Origin of the sequence: Paraburkholderia haematera, from assembly GCF_905220975.1 — a bacterium.
Taxonomy (GTDB): Bacteria; Pseudomonadota; Gammaproteobacteria; order Burkholderiales; family Burkholderiaceae; genus Paraburkholderia; species Paraburkholderia haematera.
This window is the reverse complement of sequence record NZ_CAJNBK010000005.1, coordinates 1-16,060: the sequence shown is the minus strand read 5'-3', so window position 1 is coordinate 16,060 and position 16,060 is coordinate 1. Positions and strand designations below refer to the sequence as shown.

The following is a 16,060-nucleotide window of genomic DNA, read 5'->3' as shown; positions in this document are numbered from 1 at the left end:
GCGCAATCCGGGTCCTCTGTTCGAGTTGGGTGCCAGCAGGAAGCCTGCGTCCGTGCGTTCCCAACACGCCGTCTTCGGCGGCCTTGATGTTCTCGCGCGATCAACAATGAATCTGCTCACGCGTCAGGTTCGAAATTCTGGAATGTCGGGTTTGGCGCCCCACATGCAAAAGCCGGTGGCATCGAACGGGAACTGGCGAGGACACCAGGTCGCCTCCTCGTCCGGCTTGATCAGGCGAACGCCTGTCGAATATTCATAAGTCATGCCGTCAGGCCCCTCGAAATAGAGAAAGACGGCGCCCGAAGTCGGATGCCGCCCGGGTCCGAACCGAATGGGAATGCCCTGTTCACGCAGGGTGTACCAGGCGCGCATGAGGTCGTCGATGCTTTCAACCTGGTGATTGATATGTTGAATGCCGGCGAACGAGGATGGAAAGAGGGCGATCCTGTGATGCACCTCGTCGATCCTCAGCAGCGGTGCAGGCCCGATCCAGTCGCTAACGCGCGCATTGCACAGTGTCGTCCAGAACATCTCGTCGCGCCGTGGATCGCTGGTGCGCAGGCCCACATGGCTAAAGCCGGTGATTCCGGCGTCGCGTGACGGAAAAAAACGGCGGCCGCTATGCAGAGCACCGAACACCAATTCGATCTGGTTGCCCGATGGATCTCTGAAACTGATGAAGGCGCGTACCCGACGTTGGTCGCACTCGTCGCGACTGCCGGTGTATATGCGGAAACTGTTCTGCTCTAACACCGCGCACGCATGCTCGAGCGCCTCGTTCGTGACGACATCGAACGCGATGGTCTGGTCGTTTGGATCACCCTCAAAGTAGACCAGCGTGTGATCGCGCTCATCGGAGCGCAGGTAGGTCCACCCGCCCTCGCGGCGCACCAGCTGTAATCCAAGAATATCGGCGGCATACTTCGTCGCGGCGTCAATGTCGCGGGTACCGAGCCGAACATACTGGAGTTCGTGCAAATTGATCATGAACGAGATCCCGCGGTTCGCCTATTTCCAAGAATAGGCGGCATTACCCCTGTGTGCGTGTGCAATGTTCGTGGTTATCCGCCCTGGGGCTGCTTCGGGCTGGAGACGGACAGAAAGGATGGGCGATGAAGGGTTTGATGCGGCGCCGCTCCCGGCGGACGAGCGGAAGCTCGCACGATCATCAGCAATTGTCTCGAGTCGGTGTAGAAGCGGACGGTCGCGAGGTTTGGTTGAGCGACAGTTCCTGGCCGGACTGCGACGGACGAGGACCGTCTGAGGTCGACCCGTTTGAGTCAGTCAGAGGACGCTCCCGAGCGTCTGTTCTTCGGTCGACAGAGGTCGATCGCCGATGGCGGTCCGTCCGGCCGCCGGCTACTCGGAACATTCGTGCCCGGTGCAATCCATCCGATCCTTGAATTGGGCAGCCGCTTATTTGATAGAGCATGTATGAACGAGAACCCTTGAATGTTCATTGCTTTGGCTCCCACCGGCAGTCCGGCGCTGTCAGGGCCGTTTGCATCGCCTAGAATGTATTAGGTCCTGCGTCGTAAGGGTCAGCCCTAGCTAGATGACCAGCGGCGGCCGGTGGGTTCGTGTCGAGTGGTCAATGTGGGAGGACTAATCTTGATGCCGTCCGAAAGACATCCGCCGAGCCTGCGTCAGCTTGCGCTCGTTGTCGTGCTCATTCTCGCGACTGGCCTCTCACCTGTTGCTTGCGCACAGGTTGCGCGAATGGAAATCGTCACTTTTGCGTCAGTTACGCTGACCGACCAGGAATTCTTGGCGGGACGCGAGGATGGCAAACCGGTGACTGTGGCTGGCGAACTCCGCCTGCCGCGTGCAGGCAACGAGAGATTCCCGCTGGTCATCCTGCTCCACGGCTCGGGAGGCATAGCCGGGTATGTGACGGACTGGGAGCAGGAGCTTCTCGCGATCGGGGTTGCCACCTTTGTCATCGATAGTTTCACCGGTCGCGGCATCACCAGTACAAGTAACGATCAGAGCCAGCTTGGCCGGCTAGCGCAAACCGAAGACGCGTATCGTGCGCTGGCGGTATTGGTTAAGCATCCCAGGATCGACCCAAGCCGGGTCATACTGATGGGATTCTCGAGGGGTGGTCAAAATGCCCTCTATGGAAGTCTGACTCGATTTCAACGAATGCATCTTTCCGCGTCTGGAGCTCGCTTCGCTGCTCATATTGCTCTCTATCCAGACTGCAGCTACACGTACCGCGACGACGAGGATCTTGCTGCTCCCGTTCGGATATTTCACGGAATCGCCGACAATTACGACCCCGTTGCGCCGTGTCGCGCCTACGTCGAGAGGCTAAGAGCTGAGGGCAAGGACATCCAGATTACGGAATACCCCGGGGCAGCCCATGTGTTCGACGGGCGGGCGTACAAACCGGCAGTGCAGCTCCCCCAGGCACAAACAACGCGTAACTGCCGGTGGGAGGAACCCGGATGGTCACTTCAAACTCCCCCACTTGTGGTCGCGCAAACTCCTCCACCCGACAGCAGGACAAGGTTGTTTTTTAGCTCGCTTTAGTTTTGCGCGCAAGGGTTTCAGCAGCCTCCTTTAGGCGGTAACTTCGGCCGTCGAATTCAAGCGAGTGGCAATGGTGCATGAGTCGGTCGAGAATGGTGCTGCTCATGGTGTTATCACCGAGGTAGGCACCCCAGTCCTGGACAACGCGGTTGGACGTGACCATGGTGCTGCGGCGTAGTTTGTATCGTTGATGAACGAGGGTTTGCAGTAGAGCACCAGCGGCATCCGGAATCGATCGTGACAGAAACAGGTCGTCCAGAATCAGCAGATCGCAGTCGAGAATGTTGCGCAGACGTTTCTCCTGCTGGTCGGGTTCGCTCAGGCTGAAACGCGCAAAGAAGTCGTCGGTCTCGAGATACTGGACCTTATAGCCCTGCATCACGGCCTGGTTGGCGACGGCCTTCGCGATGTGCGATTTGCCCGTGCCAGGTTTGCCGATGAGAAGTGCATTCTCGCCAGCAGAAACGAACTTCAGCGTTCGCAACTCCAGACACGCCTGACGCGGGAGTTTCGGATTGAATGTCCAGTCAAACTCGGCGAACGTGAGCTTCTCGTCAAGGCCGGACTGCTTATGCCGACGTTCGATCAGCCGGGACTGGCGACGGTCCAGCTCGTCCTGCAGAATGATCGAGAAGGTTTCGAGGAACGGTTGATTTGCCGCCTGCGCCTGCAATACGCGGGTCTCCAGCGTGTCGCGCACGCCAGACAGGTGGAGCTGTTTGAGCGAGCGCTCGATTTCGGGCATCGACATGGTCATTCGTTGGTCTCTCCGTTGTTCACCGACAATGGGTTGAGTTGCTGTCGCGCGCCGAGACTGAACAGTTCGCCGTATTCGGCCGCTGGACGGATTAGCGCGTGATCCTGGGTAAGAGGCAAAGCGAACTGGGGCGCCTGATCAAGCTGTTCCAGCGCATGCTCGAACAGTCGCTCGACCAGCTTGCGAACCTGTTTGTAGGATTGAAGGTGATACTGCAGTGCCTGGCCGCAGGCTTGTTCAACGATGCGGGTGGGGTATCTCTTCGCGAGACCGACGATGCCCCACATACCCCGCTGGCCAACGCGTCCCTGGGCGTCAAACATCCTCTGGCAGAGTGCCTTCGTTTGCGGCCCGATGTCCCCTGCAGCTGAGAGCAGGAAGGCCGTTTGCCGGGACGGGTTGAACGGACGCTCGTCCTCGGGTAGTAGCAATTGACCGGGCTCGGTGAAGCGCGGGTGAATGCGTAGCAGCGCTTGTGTCTGCCGATCGCGAACTTCAATGGTTGAATCGAAGATGCGCACCAGCACCGTGCTGCCAATCGCGGCAGGACGGGCCGCGTACCAGCTGTGGTCGATGCGAACGGTAGTGTCGTCGGAGACAGTGCGAACCACCTGTTTGAAGTAGCGGAATCCAGTCGGGGGCAATGCCCGCAAGTGCGGCTTCTCCTCCTCGAACATCGACTCGACCTGACGGCGGGCGCGCCCATGCAAGCGCTTCGATGCCCAGTTCGCCTCCCAGCGCGCGAGGAACGCGTTCTGCTCTTCGATTGAGTCGAAACTCCTGCCACGCAGTGCGGTGCCCTGCGTATGCTGGATCGCATTCTCGACCGTACCCTTGCGGTTCGGATCCCGAATGCGTGCAGGGTCAGCGACGACACCATAGTGCTCGAGCATCGCGGCGTAAAGATGATTGATCTCCGGCTCGTACAGGTCCGGCGTAATAACCCCTTCCTTGAGGTTATCGAGGACGACGTACTGAACACAGCCACCGAAATAGCGGAACGCTTCTTCGTGCAGTCGCGCCCACACCTCCTGCCCGGATTTCCAGACAACCCGCCGGAAACTGTGGCGCGAATAGCGCAACGTCATCACGAATAGCCGTGGTCGCCGATAGCGTCCAGTCTTCGGATCGCGGGTCGGAGCGCCCTCGCCATAGTCAACCTGGGCCTCCTCGCCGGGCAGGAAATCGAGCCGGTCAAATTGCGCGGGATCGATGTGTCGCAGCGCGCGCACGAACCGTTTGACGCTCTCGTAGCTCGCAGCAAACGAGAACTCGTCGACGAGATCCTGATAGATAGCCTGGGCGTTTCGCTGCAGGCGAACCTGTTCTTCGATCCATTTCCGGTGCGGCTCGCACAACGAGCGGGCAAAATCGAAGCTATGCGTTTCGGCAGGCGCGGCCTGAAAAGCCGGTGGTCGCGGGAGTGGAGGAGTTTGATCTGAGGGGCCCAAGCCGATGGTCGCGGGGATGGGGGAATTTGCGGACGCAGTTGCGCGCGCAGCGAAGATCGCCGTGTAGCGGCGGATCGTCTTGCGGTCGATTCCAGTGATCCGATGAATCTCGCGCTGGCTCTTGTTGAGTTCCAGCAACGTGAACACCGTACTTTGCTGATGCGGCTTCAAGACGTTCAACTCCCACCTCCCGGGCTGGCCAAGGAGGTAAAAATAACGTCCTGCTACGTGGTGCGATCGGCGACGTCGGCTTGCTCAGATCGGACCGCAAGGTGGGGGAGTTTGAAGTGACCACACCCGGAGGAATTTGGGTGACCGCCCGGGGGGAGGAAGGAGAACACGGGCAGCTTTTCAACGCCAAAACCAAGCAACCTTTCTCCTACGGCGATCCGTGCGTCGAACGCGGGGTAACCATCGCTTACGACGAAGAAGCAGCAACAGAAGCCAGAAAGGCTGTTGAGGAGTTTGTTGCCGCCATGCTCAAACCGGCACGCTCTCCGTAGCGGGTTGCGCAAAGGCGGTTGGTTCGCATTCTTTGTTACCTGAGGCTGAAGGCATTAGAGAAAGCAGGCCGACGCTTAAAAACACATGTGCTTGTCAAAGCTTCGCGTGGGAATCTGCGTGTTGATATTCATGCGCGACACCGAGTACGCGCTTGATCCACATTGGGAAGCAAGCGAAGAGTTTACTGAAGCAGTCCTTGACCGTCCGCAGGTGACCCAACTTAGCCGTTGACCGATTGCGGTCGAGGGGCGCGTCTAGTCTCGGAAAGAGACATTGGTTTTAGAGACGGACCAACCTACTTTAAATCTGACGGCCAGTTCGCCAAGTCCCGGCCAGACAGCGGCATATCGCCCGGCGTTACCTTTGGTCGCCATCCGACCTTTGCTTTTAGGCCGGAGCGATTCCCTACGCCGTACCCGTTGGCAACCCGATTCGATAGTTTTTCCAACCCGAGCGGCTATGTCTCGTAGTTCAAATCGCATGTGCCATGGCCACCATACTAGATCGAATTATTCTCGGGGTCGTCGCTCCCCAACTTCCCGATTCTCCGTCACGGCTCGGCGAACGGCTTCCAAAAGGTCGGGGCGTGCCTCGGGGTCGGGGACTTCGATCAACTTGCGCGGAGCCTTGGCTTGGGGCTTCAGCGTCACACCGTAAAGTTTTTGCGGTGCAGTCATAGTTCGTCTCCGGCTTCGATCAAAGCTAATTCGGACGGCAGGCTCGGTCTTGCTTCTGGTTTCCGAAAATCACGCCTTCGGATCTTTACTGGGTAGGGAACTGTGAACTCCGTGCGTCGTGCGTCTCCAGGCTTCGTCGGCGCGTTGCTGGGCCCATTTCACGGTATATGCAACCCCTTGCTTGCCTTTCGGCGCAGGCGAAAACGTCGAAGTCAGACCGGAAAATGTCCGGCGGACGGTCTTGCTGACCATGGCGCGCTCCGCGTTTGTGTCGGAATGGTAAGTCTAGGTCTTTACGCGCAACTCGCGATACTGTACGTTTACACAGTGTTTTGGCGAGTCCACTATGGACGCGAGAGAACGTCTCAAGCGAAACCGTGCCCGTACGATCACGTTGCGCCGAGGGAGTCCGCGTCAATCCACTACGCCCTTAAGAGAGTGCTAATGGGAATCAGGGAAGCTCGCCGGATTATCCGCAGCCTTCGGGCATTAGCAACGGGAGCCAGGCGCACTGGAGTCGGTTGAGCGTGTCCAGTGCGAACAGGACGCGTTCGTCCGTCAGGAGGATTGAAATGACCGATGAGTTGCGACGGCAACTCCGCGAAGTTGAGCAAGCCCTGGTGGCGCTTGACGGCGTGATTGCAGTGCGAAGGGAGTACATTTCGCTGCTTCTGCGTTTGGGATCTCGTGACAAGGAGCTTGCATCCCTCGACGCGCTTGTGACCGCCTGGTCACGTCTGCAGTCGCAGCGGAACCGCCTCGCCGCGGCCATCGCCAGCGGGGCCCGGTGACTAGCGTCGAGGAATGTCCAGGTCGCATGTCGGTCAATATCGATTGCGCTTGGGCGCAAGGTGATGGCATACGCGCCCTAGGGTGCTGGACCGTCGAAACATGCGGATCAGTGGCCTTGCACGGTGCTGAAGGAGCAAACGGATCCCACGAGTGTCAGCGTGACGCGCTCGGCGCCAAAATCAACGCGCTCCGGCATACCTGGTAGTGCCACTTAATCGACAACATCCTTCGTCCTGACAGGCGATCTACCGACGTTTGTGACGGAGTTCGCGCCCCGCGTAGACGGCAGAAAACAGGCCGACGATGACGGCCGCTACGGCCAACGATTCATCTTGTCGTCCGGAGGGGGCCGACGACGTCGCATAAAACCAGAGGCCTATTCCAATTGCCGTCATGAACATGCCAAAGACAAGCCCCCACACCGGCCCCGCCGTATCGGGGCTTCCTAATCTGTGAGACATTTTCATCGCTATACTCCCCGTCCCGTACCGACATTTCCTGATTGCCGCAGCCTGCGAGTTCCGCATTGGCACGATCTTACGGTAGCGTACGCGGCCAAAAAGAAGTCATCAACAAGCTAAATTATCATCAAGGTTATTTAGAGTCTTGCGATCAAACGGACAGGCAGCAATGCAAGAGAGGGCAACTGCCGTACGCGAGCGAGTCAATGGTTCGATCATCGATTTTTGAATGCGAAAACAATAACCAGGACGGCGACAAGTACCGCAAGCCATTTCAGGCTGACGACGAGCGTGCCCAGCCTCTCGACAAGTGCATTCATCGAGGTTGCGTCACCAGCGTTTGTTTGCTGTTGATCCTCGTGTGAGCTGTCGCGTTGACCGGGCGCGTCGAAGCTGATTTTTCCAAAGTCGAGAGCGAGATGAACAACGTATCCGCTCGCAATTTCCGGCGATTCCATCGCGCTGCCTTCCTTACCCGGTCTGAGGAACAGGTACGGCTCCCCAGGGAAATCAGCCGACACCTGCCCCGGCATATAGACGTTCTTCAGGCACAGGCCGACCTTGACCGCGGTAAGCCGGCTGGCCTCAATGCCCTGCATGAGCGCCATCATGCTGCTCTCCGGCACGTGGCAAGACGCCCACCACTGGTCAGGTTCCTGCATCTCCCGGTCCGTCGGATTGTAGCCGAGCCTTGCCGTGCCAAGCGGGACGTCCGAGAACGTCGTACCAAGCTCGTCTTGCCATTCGCGCAGGCCCTGCCGGTCTGCCGAACGGATTTCTCTGGCCGCGAACGAGATCTGGACCTTGCGGGTGCTGTTCCCCTGTTCGCCGATGATTGACAGGCGAACGTCATCAAAGAAAGCGGTCCCACGGACACAGGTGGTCAGGGCGGATTGCGTTTCTCCCTCAGCAGGTTCCAATTGCTGAACGACCTGGAGATCCTGCAAGGTGAGCCAGAGGGAGCTTGCGGGGCAATACGTCTTTGCGTTGCCATCCGGGCCGACGTGTTCTAGCGAGTGGCCAGGCCCCTGCTTTACATCGATTCGCTGGCCCTCGCCGCGATAGAGCACGTCGATTCTCTTATCGAAGCGCGGATGCGTCGCCGCCTCGATCTGCCCGGCACCGGGAGACGTCCGGTAAGTTCTGGCAGCGCCATTCAGGCTGTCCAGAATATCGTCACGCGGACGTACCTGCGCGATGAGCTTGCGCTCGCGATCTGACGGCATTACATGGGTACCCGACATCATTTCGCCGAAGCGGTCGGCGAACCGAAGTACCCTCGGTGTGGTCTGCGGCGCCTCAACTGGAATCCGGTCGGAGGCGGCGTCGAGGCAAGGCGATCGCGGCGGATCGGCGACTGCCACGGGTGAAGGCAGTAATCGGTTCAACAGGCTCGCATACAGCGGAAGCATTGGCAGGAATACGCAGGCGAGAAGCACGTTGAAAAACGTATGAAAATCCGCAACCACTCGCGCATTGTCCGGTTCCATCGTGACCATGAATCGACCGATTGGTCCGAGGGCCGCGAGGGCCAACACAACGCCGGCTAACCTTGTCAGCAGGTTCCCGACCGGCAACCGCTTCAAGACGGGATCGTAGGGTGCCGCCCCTGCCAGCACGGGGTTGATGGCAGTGCCGAGGTTCGCACCCATTACCAGCGCAAAAGCCGTATTGGGCGGAACGACGTTCCGTGCACAAAGTGAGGCGATGAGCAAGACCGCCGCAACGTTCGAATCTGCGGCCCATGTCAAACCCGCAGCCAGCAGGACATCGACCACCGGTACGGTGGACGCGGCGCCCAGCAGCATGCGAAGGCTCGGTGCATCCTCGTAGTCGGTCATCAACTCGAGCAGATGATGCAGCGCGAGCAGCATCAGGCCCAGACCAATGAACATGCGTCCCAAGTCGTGTGCACGCGTGTTCGATACCTTGCGGAACATCAGCGCGCCCACGAGGATCAGGGCCGGCGAAACGGCGGCCGCGACATCGAGTGACAGTACCTGCACGATCAACGTGGCGCCGACGTTTGCGCCCAGCATGACGGCAAGCGCAGGCACAAGCCCGACGAGGCCCTCCGCAGCGAAGCCCTCAACCATGAGTCCGGTCGTCGCGCTGCTTTGCAATGCCGCCGTCACGCCCATTCCGGCCAGGAAGGCCCGGAATCGCCCACCCAGCGATCTGGCGAGGAGCGAGCGGAGACCGGCGCCGAATGCCCGATGCATGCCGGTTTGGACCATCTGGGTGCCCAGCAGCAGCAGCGCAATGGAGCCGGCAAGATCGATCAGCGTGAACGTCGTTATCATGATTCGGACTCCTGGCGTCCAACCGTTTGCCCATACGACTTCGGCACTTCCCTGAGTTTGAGCGACTGAGCGTCGCGGAGAATCGACGCTCGTAGCCCGAACCCGGTTTGAGCATGACCAGCACTCACTCGACCCCGCGCGCGGCCCCATGCCGGGTTGCATCAGTAAAAAGTGCCCGACCGCGTGGTGAGCCAGTTTAGCGCGATACCTTGCCGACTGTTGGAGTGGAAAACAACAGTTCTTCTTGGACTACGTCGCTGGATACTGCGATGCCTGCTGCTACGGCACCTGTAAGATCCGGGCGCAGAATTTTGGACAAGACTTACAATGCCGCAAAAAGGTCGGTTGCGTTGCTTGCATTACCACCGGTTTCGACAGATGTTCAAGAGATCAAGTGTGCAGGGAGAGGATGAAAGACAGAGCGAGCGTGGTATGCGTGCGGGAAAACCGGATTCTGCTGGTTGCCAGAGAACGATCAAGATGGGCGTTACCTGGCGGGAGAATCCGTCGAGATGAGACGCCCCTGGAAGCTGCTCTACGTGAGTTGTCGGAAGAAACGACGCTTGCGGCTATTGAGTTGACATACCTCTTTCAATTTACCGGTTTCAACACCTTGCACCATGTCTTTTTCGCGGATGTCGCGCATCATGCAAGCGTACAGCCCAGCAACGAGATCGCGAAGTGCAGGTGGTTCGCGCCGGTCAAGATAGCGACGCTTTCCGCCAGCATTCCTACTCGTGGAATCGTCGCGCTTTTCTTCCGGTATATCCGGACTCCGGAACCCGACGACGTCCAGCGGATTTCGCAGCAGGCGGAACGGGTGAACCCATGAACCGCACTTATCACTATCACGGATTCGATGTTGAGGTGACCGTCGAGGCTGACTTCGGCTGGCAGGTCGAACGCAGTGCGTTATCCAGCGCGGGATATGTCGCGGTCGTGAGGATCTGCAAGGCCGGTGCCGCTCTTGCCGTTTTCTCCCCGCTGCGTTTTGGTGAAACGCAAGGCAGGCCATTTTTGAGCGAAGCCGACGCGCTCATGGGCGGCTATAGTGCGGGACGCCGTATCGTCGATGACTTGTTCAGTTCGTAACCCTGTGCCGCGATGGCCTCGCCGCGTAGGAAACTATAGCGTTTCGTCCATCCCGTTATCCGACGGGAAACGTTCGGAACTCTCGAAGCCGCACTGGTCAGTAACCAACAATTCAAGTGCGAGTGAGGAAACAGCCATGGACATGAGAAAGGCCAACGACGCTGATCTGAGCGAAATCCAAAAGCTTCTACTCGACAGTGGCCTATTAGTGGAAGACGTTTCAGCGTCGCTCATCGAAGAGTTTCTGGTCGCAGAAGATGCGAGCGGATCTGTCATCGGCAGCATCGGACTTGAGCAGCTCGGCTCCCGCGTGCTGTTGAGATCGCTCGCTGTCGCGCCACAAGTACGCGGAATGGGCATCGCACGGGAGCTGGTCGTACGGCTCGAAGACAAGGCGCGCTCGTGCGGTCAACTGGATGTCTGGTTACTAACAACGACAGCGGAGCGTTTTTTTGAACGAGCCGGCTATGAGCGGGTAGCCCGGAACGACGTGCCAGGCGAAGTGCAGCTATGCAGGCAATTCGCCGTTCTGTGCCCTGCGACGGCCACCTGCATGCGAAAGCTGCTTCGCCCGATGCACTCCTGGTCCATCCTCGAACGGCAGCTATCGAACTGATTTCCGCCCTTCGACGTCAGCTTGCCACCGGCTCTTGTTGGCCGCACGCGGTCTATTTACGAAGGGCTGAAATCGACCCAGCTTGCGTAAGCTTCCGACCCACCTCAGCCTCGATGCGCCTACTCCCCAAGCACTTCGACGTTGCGCCGACAGAAAAAACCGGCGCGTACACCGGCTGAAAGTTCGGTCACTTCCGAGGGTTAACCGAACCTGAGAGAGCCTCATCCTATCCCCAGACACGGGTCGCAATCCACCAATAAGACGTCTATTCCGGCTGCATTTCTCCGAGCAAACGTTCCTGAGGACTAGAGCAAGGCAAGCTTGCGTACGCTGATCTTTTCGATTGTCTCTATGGCCGGCTCCGCTGATTATTTCGTTCAACCAGACTCAGAATTTGTCCCAGCCATCGCTATTACCGGCCGTTGTTGCTGCGCGTGCTGAGGCAACCGACGCAGCGACCGGACGGGCCGTCGCTGCGGTGTTCCCCATCGTCCGCCGTGCGGGTTGTTTACGTGGCACCTGACGATTGGCTGAAGATGCCTGTCCATCCGTTACAGGCGAAACCGCGCCGGCATCCAGACGAAAGAACGAAATAGCCTGATTAAGCTTTCGCCCCTGGTCTTCGAGCGACTTGGATGCAGCCGCCGCTTCCTCCACCAGCGCAGCATTCTGCTGGGTCACCTCGTCCATCTGCGTGATCGACTGGTTGACCTGTTCGATGCCCCTGCTTTGTTCGGTCGACGCAGCGGCGATTTCGCCCATGATGTCGGTCACCCGAGCGACGGCTTGCGTGACCTCCGACATCGTCTTTCCCGCCTGATTCGCGAGCAACGATCCATCCTGGATTTTCTGGACGGACGCGTTGATCAGATCCTTGATTTCCTTCGCCGCGCTGGACGAACGCTGCGCGAGGCTGCGGACTTCGCTTGCCACCACCGCGAATCCACGACCCTGTTCGCCTGCCCGGGCCGCCTCCACCGCCGCGTTCAGCGCCAGGATGTTGGTCTGGAACGCGATGCCTTCGATGATTCCCGTGATCTCCGCGATCTTGGTCGAGCTCGTGCTGATCTCGCCCATCGTACCGACGACCTGACTCACTACCTCATTGCCCTTCAGCGCCACTTCGGACGCGTTGGCAGAGAGCGAACTCGCCTGCTGCGCGTTCTCGGCGTTCTGCTTCACCGTCGAAGTCAGCTCCTCCATACTCGACGCAGTTTCCTGCAGCGAGGCGGCCTGCTGTTCGGTGCGGGACGAAAGGTCGACATTGCCGGAAGCAATCTGACTGGAGCCGGTCGCGATACTGTCTGCGGCGGTGCGCACCTGACCGATCAAGCTGACGAGACTTGCCTGCATTTCACCCATTGACGCGAGCACGCTCCCGGCAGGCGCATTCTTCGCACCTGCGACGGGACTCAGATCGCCAGCGGCTACGCGCTGCGTGACTTCACCGAGGGCAACCGGCTCGGCACCGAGGGCACGCAGCAATCCCCGCGTGATGACCATGCCTGCCACGACCGCCATCGCGACAGCGGCCAGACAGATGGCCATCAGCAAGTCCCGCTGCGTCGCATAATGTTCTTCCGACTCCCGAACGAGTCCATCCGCACGGGCACTCGTGTATTGCGCGTAGTCGTTCGTTGCCTTGACCAGGGCGGCAAGCAGCGGCCGACAGTCGTCGTCAATTTTCTTCACCGCCTCGTCGCGCTTCCCTTCAACCGCAAGACCAACGATCGCTTTGGCAACAGGTGCATAAGCGGCCTCGATCCGGTTGATTTCGCCCACAAGGCTGCGGGTCTTTTCAGTCGCGTCGGTCGCGGACGAAACCATCTCGGTAAGCTTCGCAAGGTTCGACTGGACATCCACCTGGGCCTGCGCTTCAGCGGTCTTTTCCATCTCGAAATCGCCCCGCGTGGTGACGAGCGCCATGTTGCGTGCGGCAATCGCACGCCGGTCAACCGCGGTTCGAACCTGTTCAGCCATCTTGGCGCGGGCATTGATACCTGACACGAAATGCGCAAATCGGTCGTTGGCGTCGTTCAGTGCGGTCAGCGAAATGCCTGACACGATCAGGACAATGGCGGCCAGCACGCCAAAAGCCCCCGTGAGTTTTGCCTTCACTGACAGATTGCTGAGATTCATGTTTCAACTCCAGTTGCCAATCGTTGGTACACGGGGAGAGGATTCGAGCCGTCGGGTATGTCAGAAGGCGTGCGCCAGGCAGCGCAGGGCAAAACCTTCACGCCCATGCATCTGGCATTACGGCGCGTTGTCGCATCGCTGAAGGAGGGCAAACACTGCACAGCTTGACGCAAAGGTTTGCGCGCAATTGATTTTTTAAATGGCCAAATCAACGCCATTCATCAGAGGATTGCCCAGACTGGGTCCGTTGAACGCCTCGGAACGCTGGACGATTCCGGAATCTCTATGAAGCTTGAATTTGCAACGCGGCAACCGGCGCAAATCAGATTCACATGCACTGTCGCGCCGGGATTGATAGCGTCGTCGAATAAGCGGCGGCACTGACTTTTGGATTATTCGAGCGGTGTCGAACGTGAGTCCATAGCCGGGTTGGACTCCGGCGACCAGAACTTTCGTGGTGCTGACTGCTGAAGGCCGACCGCCTGCCGGCCTTGCCAACTGTAGCCATGGCCGCGAAAAAGCCAACGCCACACACGAACGGCGTTGGCGCAAGTTGCTGCTTCAAACACACACAAGGTAGGATCAGCTACCAAGTAGTTACGATTACGGCGTCGCACGCTGATTCTTTAGGTTCCTGATTCAGACAGCGATGTCGAATCGCAGCAACTGACGAATCTTATCCAGATGCCCGCTCCCGCTACCAGCGACTTGTATGGTCGGCCACCTGTTGTTCCAAGCTGGCTCGACGCTGAACTTCCGTAGCCGACCCTGAAGCGACTTTCGATCTTCGGACTCGCAGGCGTCAAGGGGACCTTCGAGCTACTAGCGTGGCGACCTGTGCATCGGCCAAAGCCGCCAGCCGGCATCAGGCGGTCGGGTCCATCAGGAGCATCACTTGAAACGTTCCCAACTGCTGCCCCCCGACACGAGGCGGACTTCCGGGATCGTATCGGGCGGATGACGGCGTGCTCTGAAGAAAGCGTATCGAAGGGCCTTTCGGCTTGCACCGACGGCACCGCACATACTCCCGGCGCGTGCCTCTCCCTGGGAGACGTCAGCCACGTCCCTCTCCAACCCTCGATCATTGCCTGGATCCGCCGCTCCCCGCCCGGTGCAGGAACCGGGCAATTATTTGGAACGCGTGCGCGTCAGTTCGAAAGAAATTGCCATTTATGTGTGCTCTTCCTAATACCCGCCAAACGTCAGGATGGGTAGAATTCCTACCATCAGCATGCTGCATTGCAATACGCAACCGTCGGCGCTTTGACCAAACGCTCAGGCGGACAATGCACACGCCCTTGTCCTCTATCGCCCAAGGGTTTGAGGCAATCACGGGGGGAGCGCCATGGAGTTTTTGGAAAAAAACGTCGCGACGGAATTAATTGAGCGGAAGGATCACACTCTCGAACATGTTGGGTTGGATGGCGAGAGGCAAACGTATTTTCCGGCCAGGTCAATGTGGTTGAGGTTGGAACAGCTTCATGTGACGCAACAGCTCGCAGAGCCGCTGGACGCAGACAAACAGCCAACACTTACCACGTCGCTGCACGGAGTGGCGCGTCTCGATGGTCAGGAGCTGTCGATCATTGGCGACGCTGGACACGCGATGCGCGCCGTTGAAGTGTCCTTCGCTGCACGCGACGTCAGCAAGGCTGACCGGTTAGGTCTGCGCGAGTTGGAGGACGAACTCGGCATTTCGTTTGCCGACGTGCCGCTCGGTACTGCTCGTCTCGGCGCCAATCGGGCCGACGCAGAGACCGGCGAACCCGATCAGTGGTGGCTCGCCTGCCACATTCCCGAAGCCTGCATACATGCGCTTTCGAAGGCGATGTCTGATGGTCAGTTTGGCGCAGTCGAGTTGGGACTGGCGCTGCGACACCTCTACACAACTGAAAATGCTATGGCTGACCCTCGGCGCGAGCCGAACCTTTTTCTCAGGCCCAACAAAAGCGACGGCGCAATTGAATGTCCGGAAATTGCAATTGGCTACGTCACCCACCTTCGTATTGACCTCGCAACGGCTCAATTGCGTACCGCGGCGGAGAGCGGCGACCGTGGTGATGAATTAATGGCGAACCCTGTCGCGGACGCAGTGAACTCACTGGGCATTAAGCTCGCTGGCCTCATGACCACGGTAAGATGGATTGGCTTCTTCATCCTCATATTGCTCTTTCTTGAAGTTCTCGAGAGGCTCTGATCAGGCACACACGGCCGCACAGTCCGACGCGGCCGGCTGGCTCAGTTCGACCCGTATTTGCCTGATGAAATTCTCAAGGTCGACGCCAGGTTTGGGATCAGGTAGCGGCCGTTCTGACCGCTGGCTCCTCGGTCAAAACATCGTATGTAAGGCCCGTCACAATCGCCCGCGCGTCCAGCCAACCCGAACTTTGACTTCCCTCCCCCCTGCCATACACTAGATTCGAAGCACGTTACTCGTCTCGGAGTACAAGGAGAACAACCATGACTCCCTGGGAAATCCAAGGCACCGAACTGATCAACTGCAATTGTTCATACGGTTGCCCGTGCCAATTCAACGCACTGCCAAACAATGGCCTCTGCGAAGCGATGGGCGCCATCTCGATCAACAACGGCTACTACGGCGACGTGCGACTCGACGGCATCAACATCGCGGTCGTATTTCAGTGGCCGGGACCGATCCACGAAGGCAAGGGCAAGTGCCAGCCGATCGTCGACGAACGGGCCAGCCCGGAGCAACGCGAAGCCATTCTGAAA

The 16,060-nt window shown here is 58.8% G+C and carries 13 protein-coding genes; 8 read left to right on the top strand and 5 right to left on the bottom strand.

Features of this window, described 5'->3' with window-relative positions; translation table 11 throughout:
* Positions 1-123: 123 nt before the first annotated feature.
* Positions 124-987, bottom strand: a complete 864-nt coding sequence (locus tag KHO23_RS11580; protein ID WP_211611211.1) for a VOC family protein — start codon at positions 985-987, stop codon at positions 124-126.
* Positions 988-1,719: 732 nt separating this feature from the next.
* Between KHO23_RS11580 and KHO23_RS11575 the strand changes: the two genes are divergently transcribed.
* Positions 1,720-2,535, top strand: coding sequence for a dienelactone hydrolase family protein (locus tag KHO23_RS11575; RefSeq protein WP_236066804.1), 816 nt, complete (start codon positions 1,720-1,722; stop codon positions 2,533-2,535).
* On the opposite strand, the gene istB is transcribed toward KHO23_RS11575, so the two are convergent.
* Positions 2,522-3,292, bottom strand: a complete 771-nt coding sequence (gene istB / locus KHO23_RS11570) for an IS21-like element helper ATPase IstB (protein WP_093633797.1) — start codon at positions 3,290-3,292, stop codon at positions 2,522-2,524. The two genes, KHO23_RS11575 and istB, sit on opposite strands and share 14 nt — an antisense overlap.
* A complete protein-coding gene (gene istA / locus KHO23_RS11565; RefSeq protein WP_211611210.1) occupies positions 3,289-4,923 on the bottom strand; it encodes an IS21 family transposase in 1,635 nt (544 codons plus the stop codon). The genes istB and istA overlap by 4 nt, the downstream gene beginning before the upstream one ends.
* Positions 4,924-5,030: 107 nt before the next feature.
* Between istA and KHO23_RS11560 the strand changes: the two genes are divergently transcribed.
* Together KHO23_RS11560 and KHO23_RS11555 are read left to right on the top strand one after the other, a co-directional pair.
* Positions 5,031-5,246 (top strand): hypothetical protein, encoded by a 216-nt coding sequence (locus KHO23_RS11560; RefSeq protein WP_211611209.1) that lies wholly within the window; start codon positions 5,031-5,033, stop codon positions 5,244-5,246.
* A 1,250-nt stretch (positions 5,247-6,496) separates the two neighbouring features.
* Positions 6,497-6,715 (top strand): hypothetical protein, encoded by a 219-nt coding sequence (locus tag KHO23_RS11555; protein WP_211611208.1) that lies wholly within the window; start codon positions 6,497-6,499, stop codon positions 6,713-6,715.
* 677 nt (positions 6,716-7,392) lie between these two features.
* Here KHO23_RS11555 and KHO23_RS11550 read toward each other — a convergent pair.
* The gene (locus KHO23_RS11550; protein ID WP_211611207.1) at positions 7,393-9,480 is read right to left on the bottom strand and encodes a Na/Pi cotransporter family protein; all 2,088 of its coding nucleotides are present in this window, start codon (positions 9,478-9,480) and stop codon (positions 7,393-7,395) included.
* 409 nt (positions 9,481-9,889) lie between these two features.
* Here KHO23_RS11550 and KHO23_RS11545 point away from each other — a divergent pair, with 409 nt between their 5' ends.
* The 3 genes from KHO23_RS11545 to arsN2 all read left to right on the top strand — a co-directional run bounded on the left by KHO23_RS11545 (position 9,890) and on the right by arsN2 (position 11,188).
* The gene (locus KHO23_RS11545; protein WP_211611206.1) at positions 9,890-10,312 is read left to right on the top strand and encodes an NUDIX hydrolase; all 423 of its coding nucleotides are present in this window, start codon (positions 9,890-9,892) and stop codon (positions 10,310-10,312) included.
* Positions 10,309-10,572 (top strand): hypothetical protein, encoded by a 264-nt coding sequence (locus KHO23_RS11540; RefSeq protein WP_211611205.1) that lies wholly within the window; start codon positions 10,309-10,311, stop codon positions 10,570-10,572. Before KHO23_RS11545 ends, KHO23_RS11540 begins: the two co-directional genes overlap by 4 nt.
* Before the next feature lie 136 nt (positions 10,573-10,708).
* Complete coding sequence (gene arsN2 / locus KHO23_RS11535; protein ID WP_211611204.1) at positions 10,709-11,188, top strand: arsenic resistance N-acetyltransferase ArsN2; 480 nt, start codon at positions 10,709-10,711, stop codon at positions 11,186-11,188.
* 387 nt (positions 11,189-11,575) lie between these two features.
* Here the strand turns inward: arsN2 and KHO23_RS11530 are convergent, their stop codons facing one another.
* Positions 11,576-13,327, bottom strand: a complete 1,752-nt coding sequence (locus KHO23_RS11530) for a methyl-accepting chemotaxis protein (protein ID WP_211611203.1) — start codon at positions 13,325-13,327, stop codon at positions 11,576-11,578.
* Between the two features lie 1,345 nt (positions 13,328-14,672).
* Here KHO23_RS11530 and KHO23_RS11525 point away from each other — a divergent pair.
* On the top strand, positions 14,673-15,524 hold the full coding sequence (locus KHO23_RS11525; protein ID WP_211611202.1) for a hypothetical protein: 852 nt from the start codon (positions 14,673-14,675) through the stop codon (positions 15,522-15,524).
* A 263-nt stretch (positions 15,525-15,787) separates the two neighbouring features.
* Positions 15,788-16,060: DUF1326 domain-containing protein (locus KHO23_RS11520; protein WP_211611201.1), on the top strand; the 273-nt coding region annotated here is incomplete at its 3' end.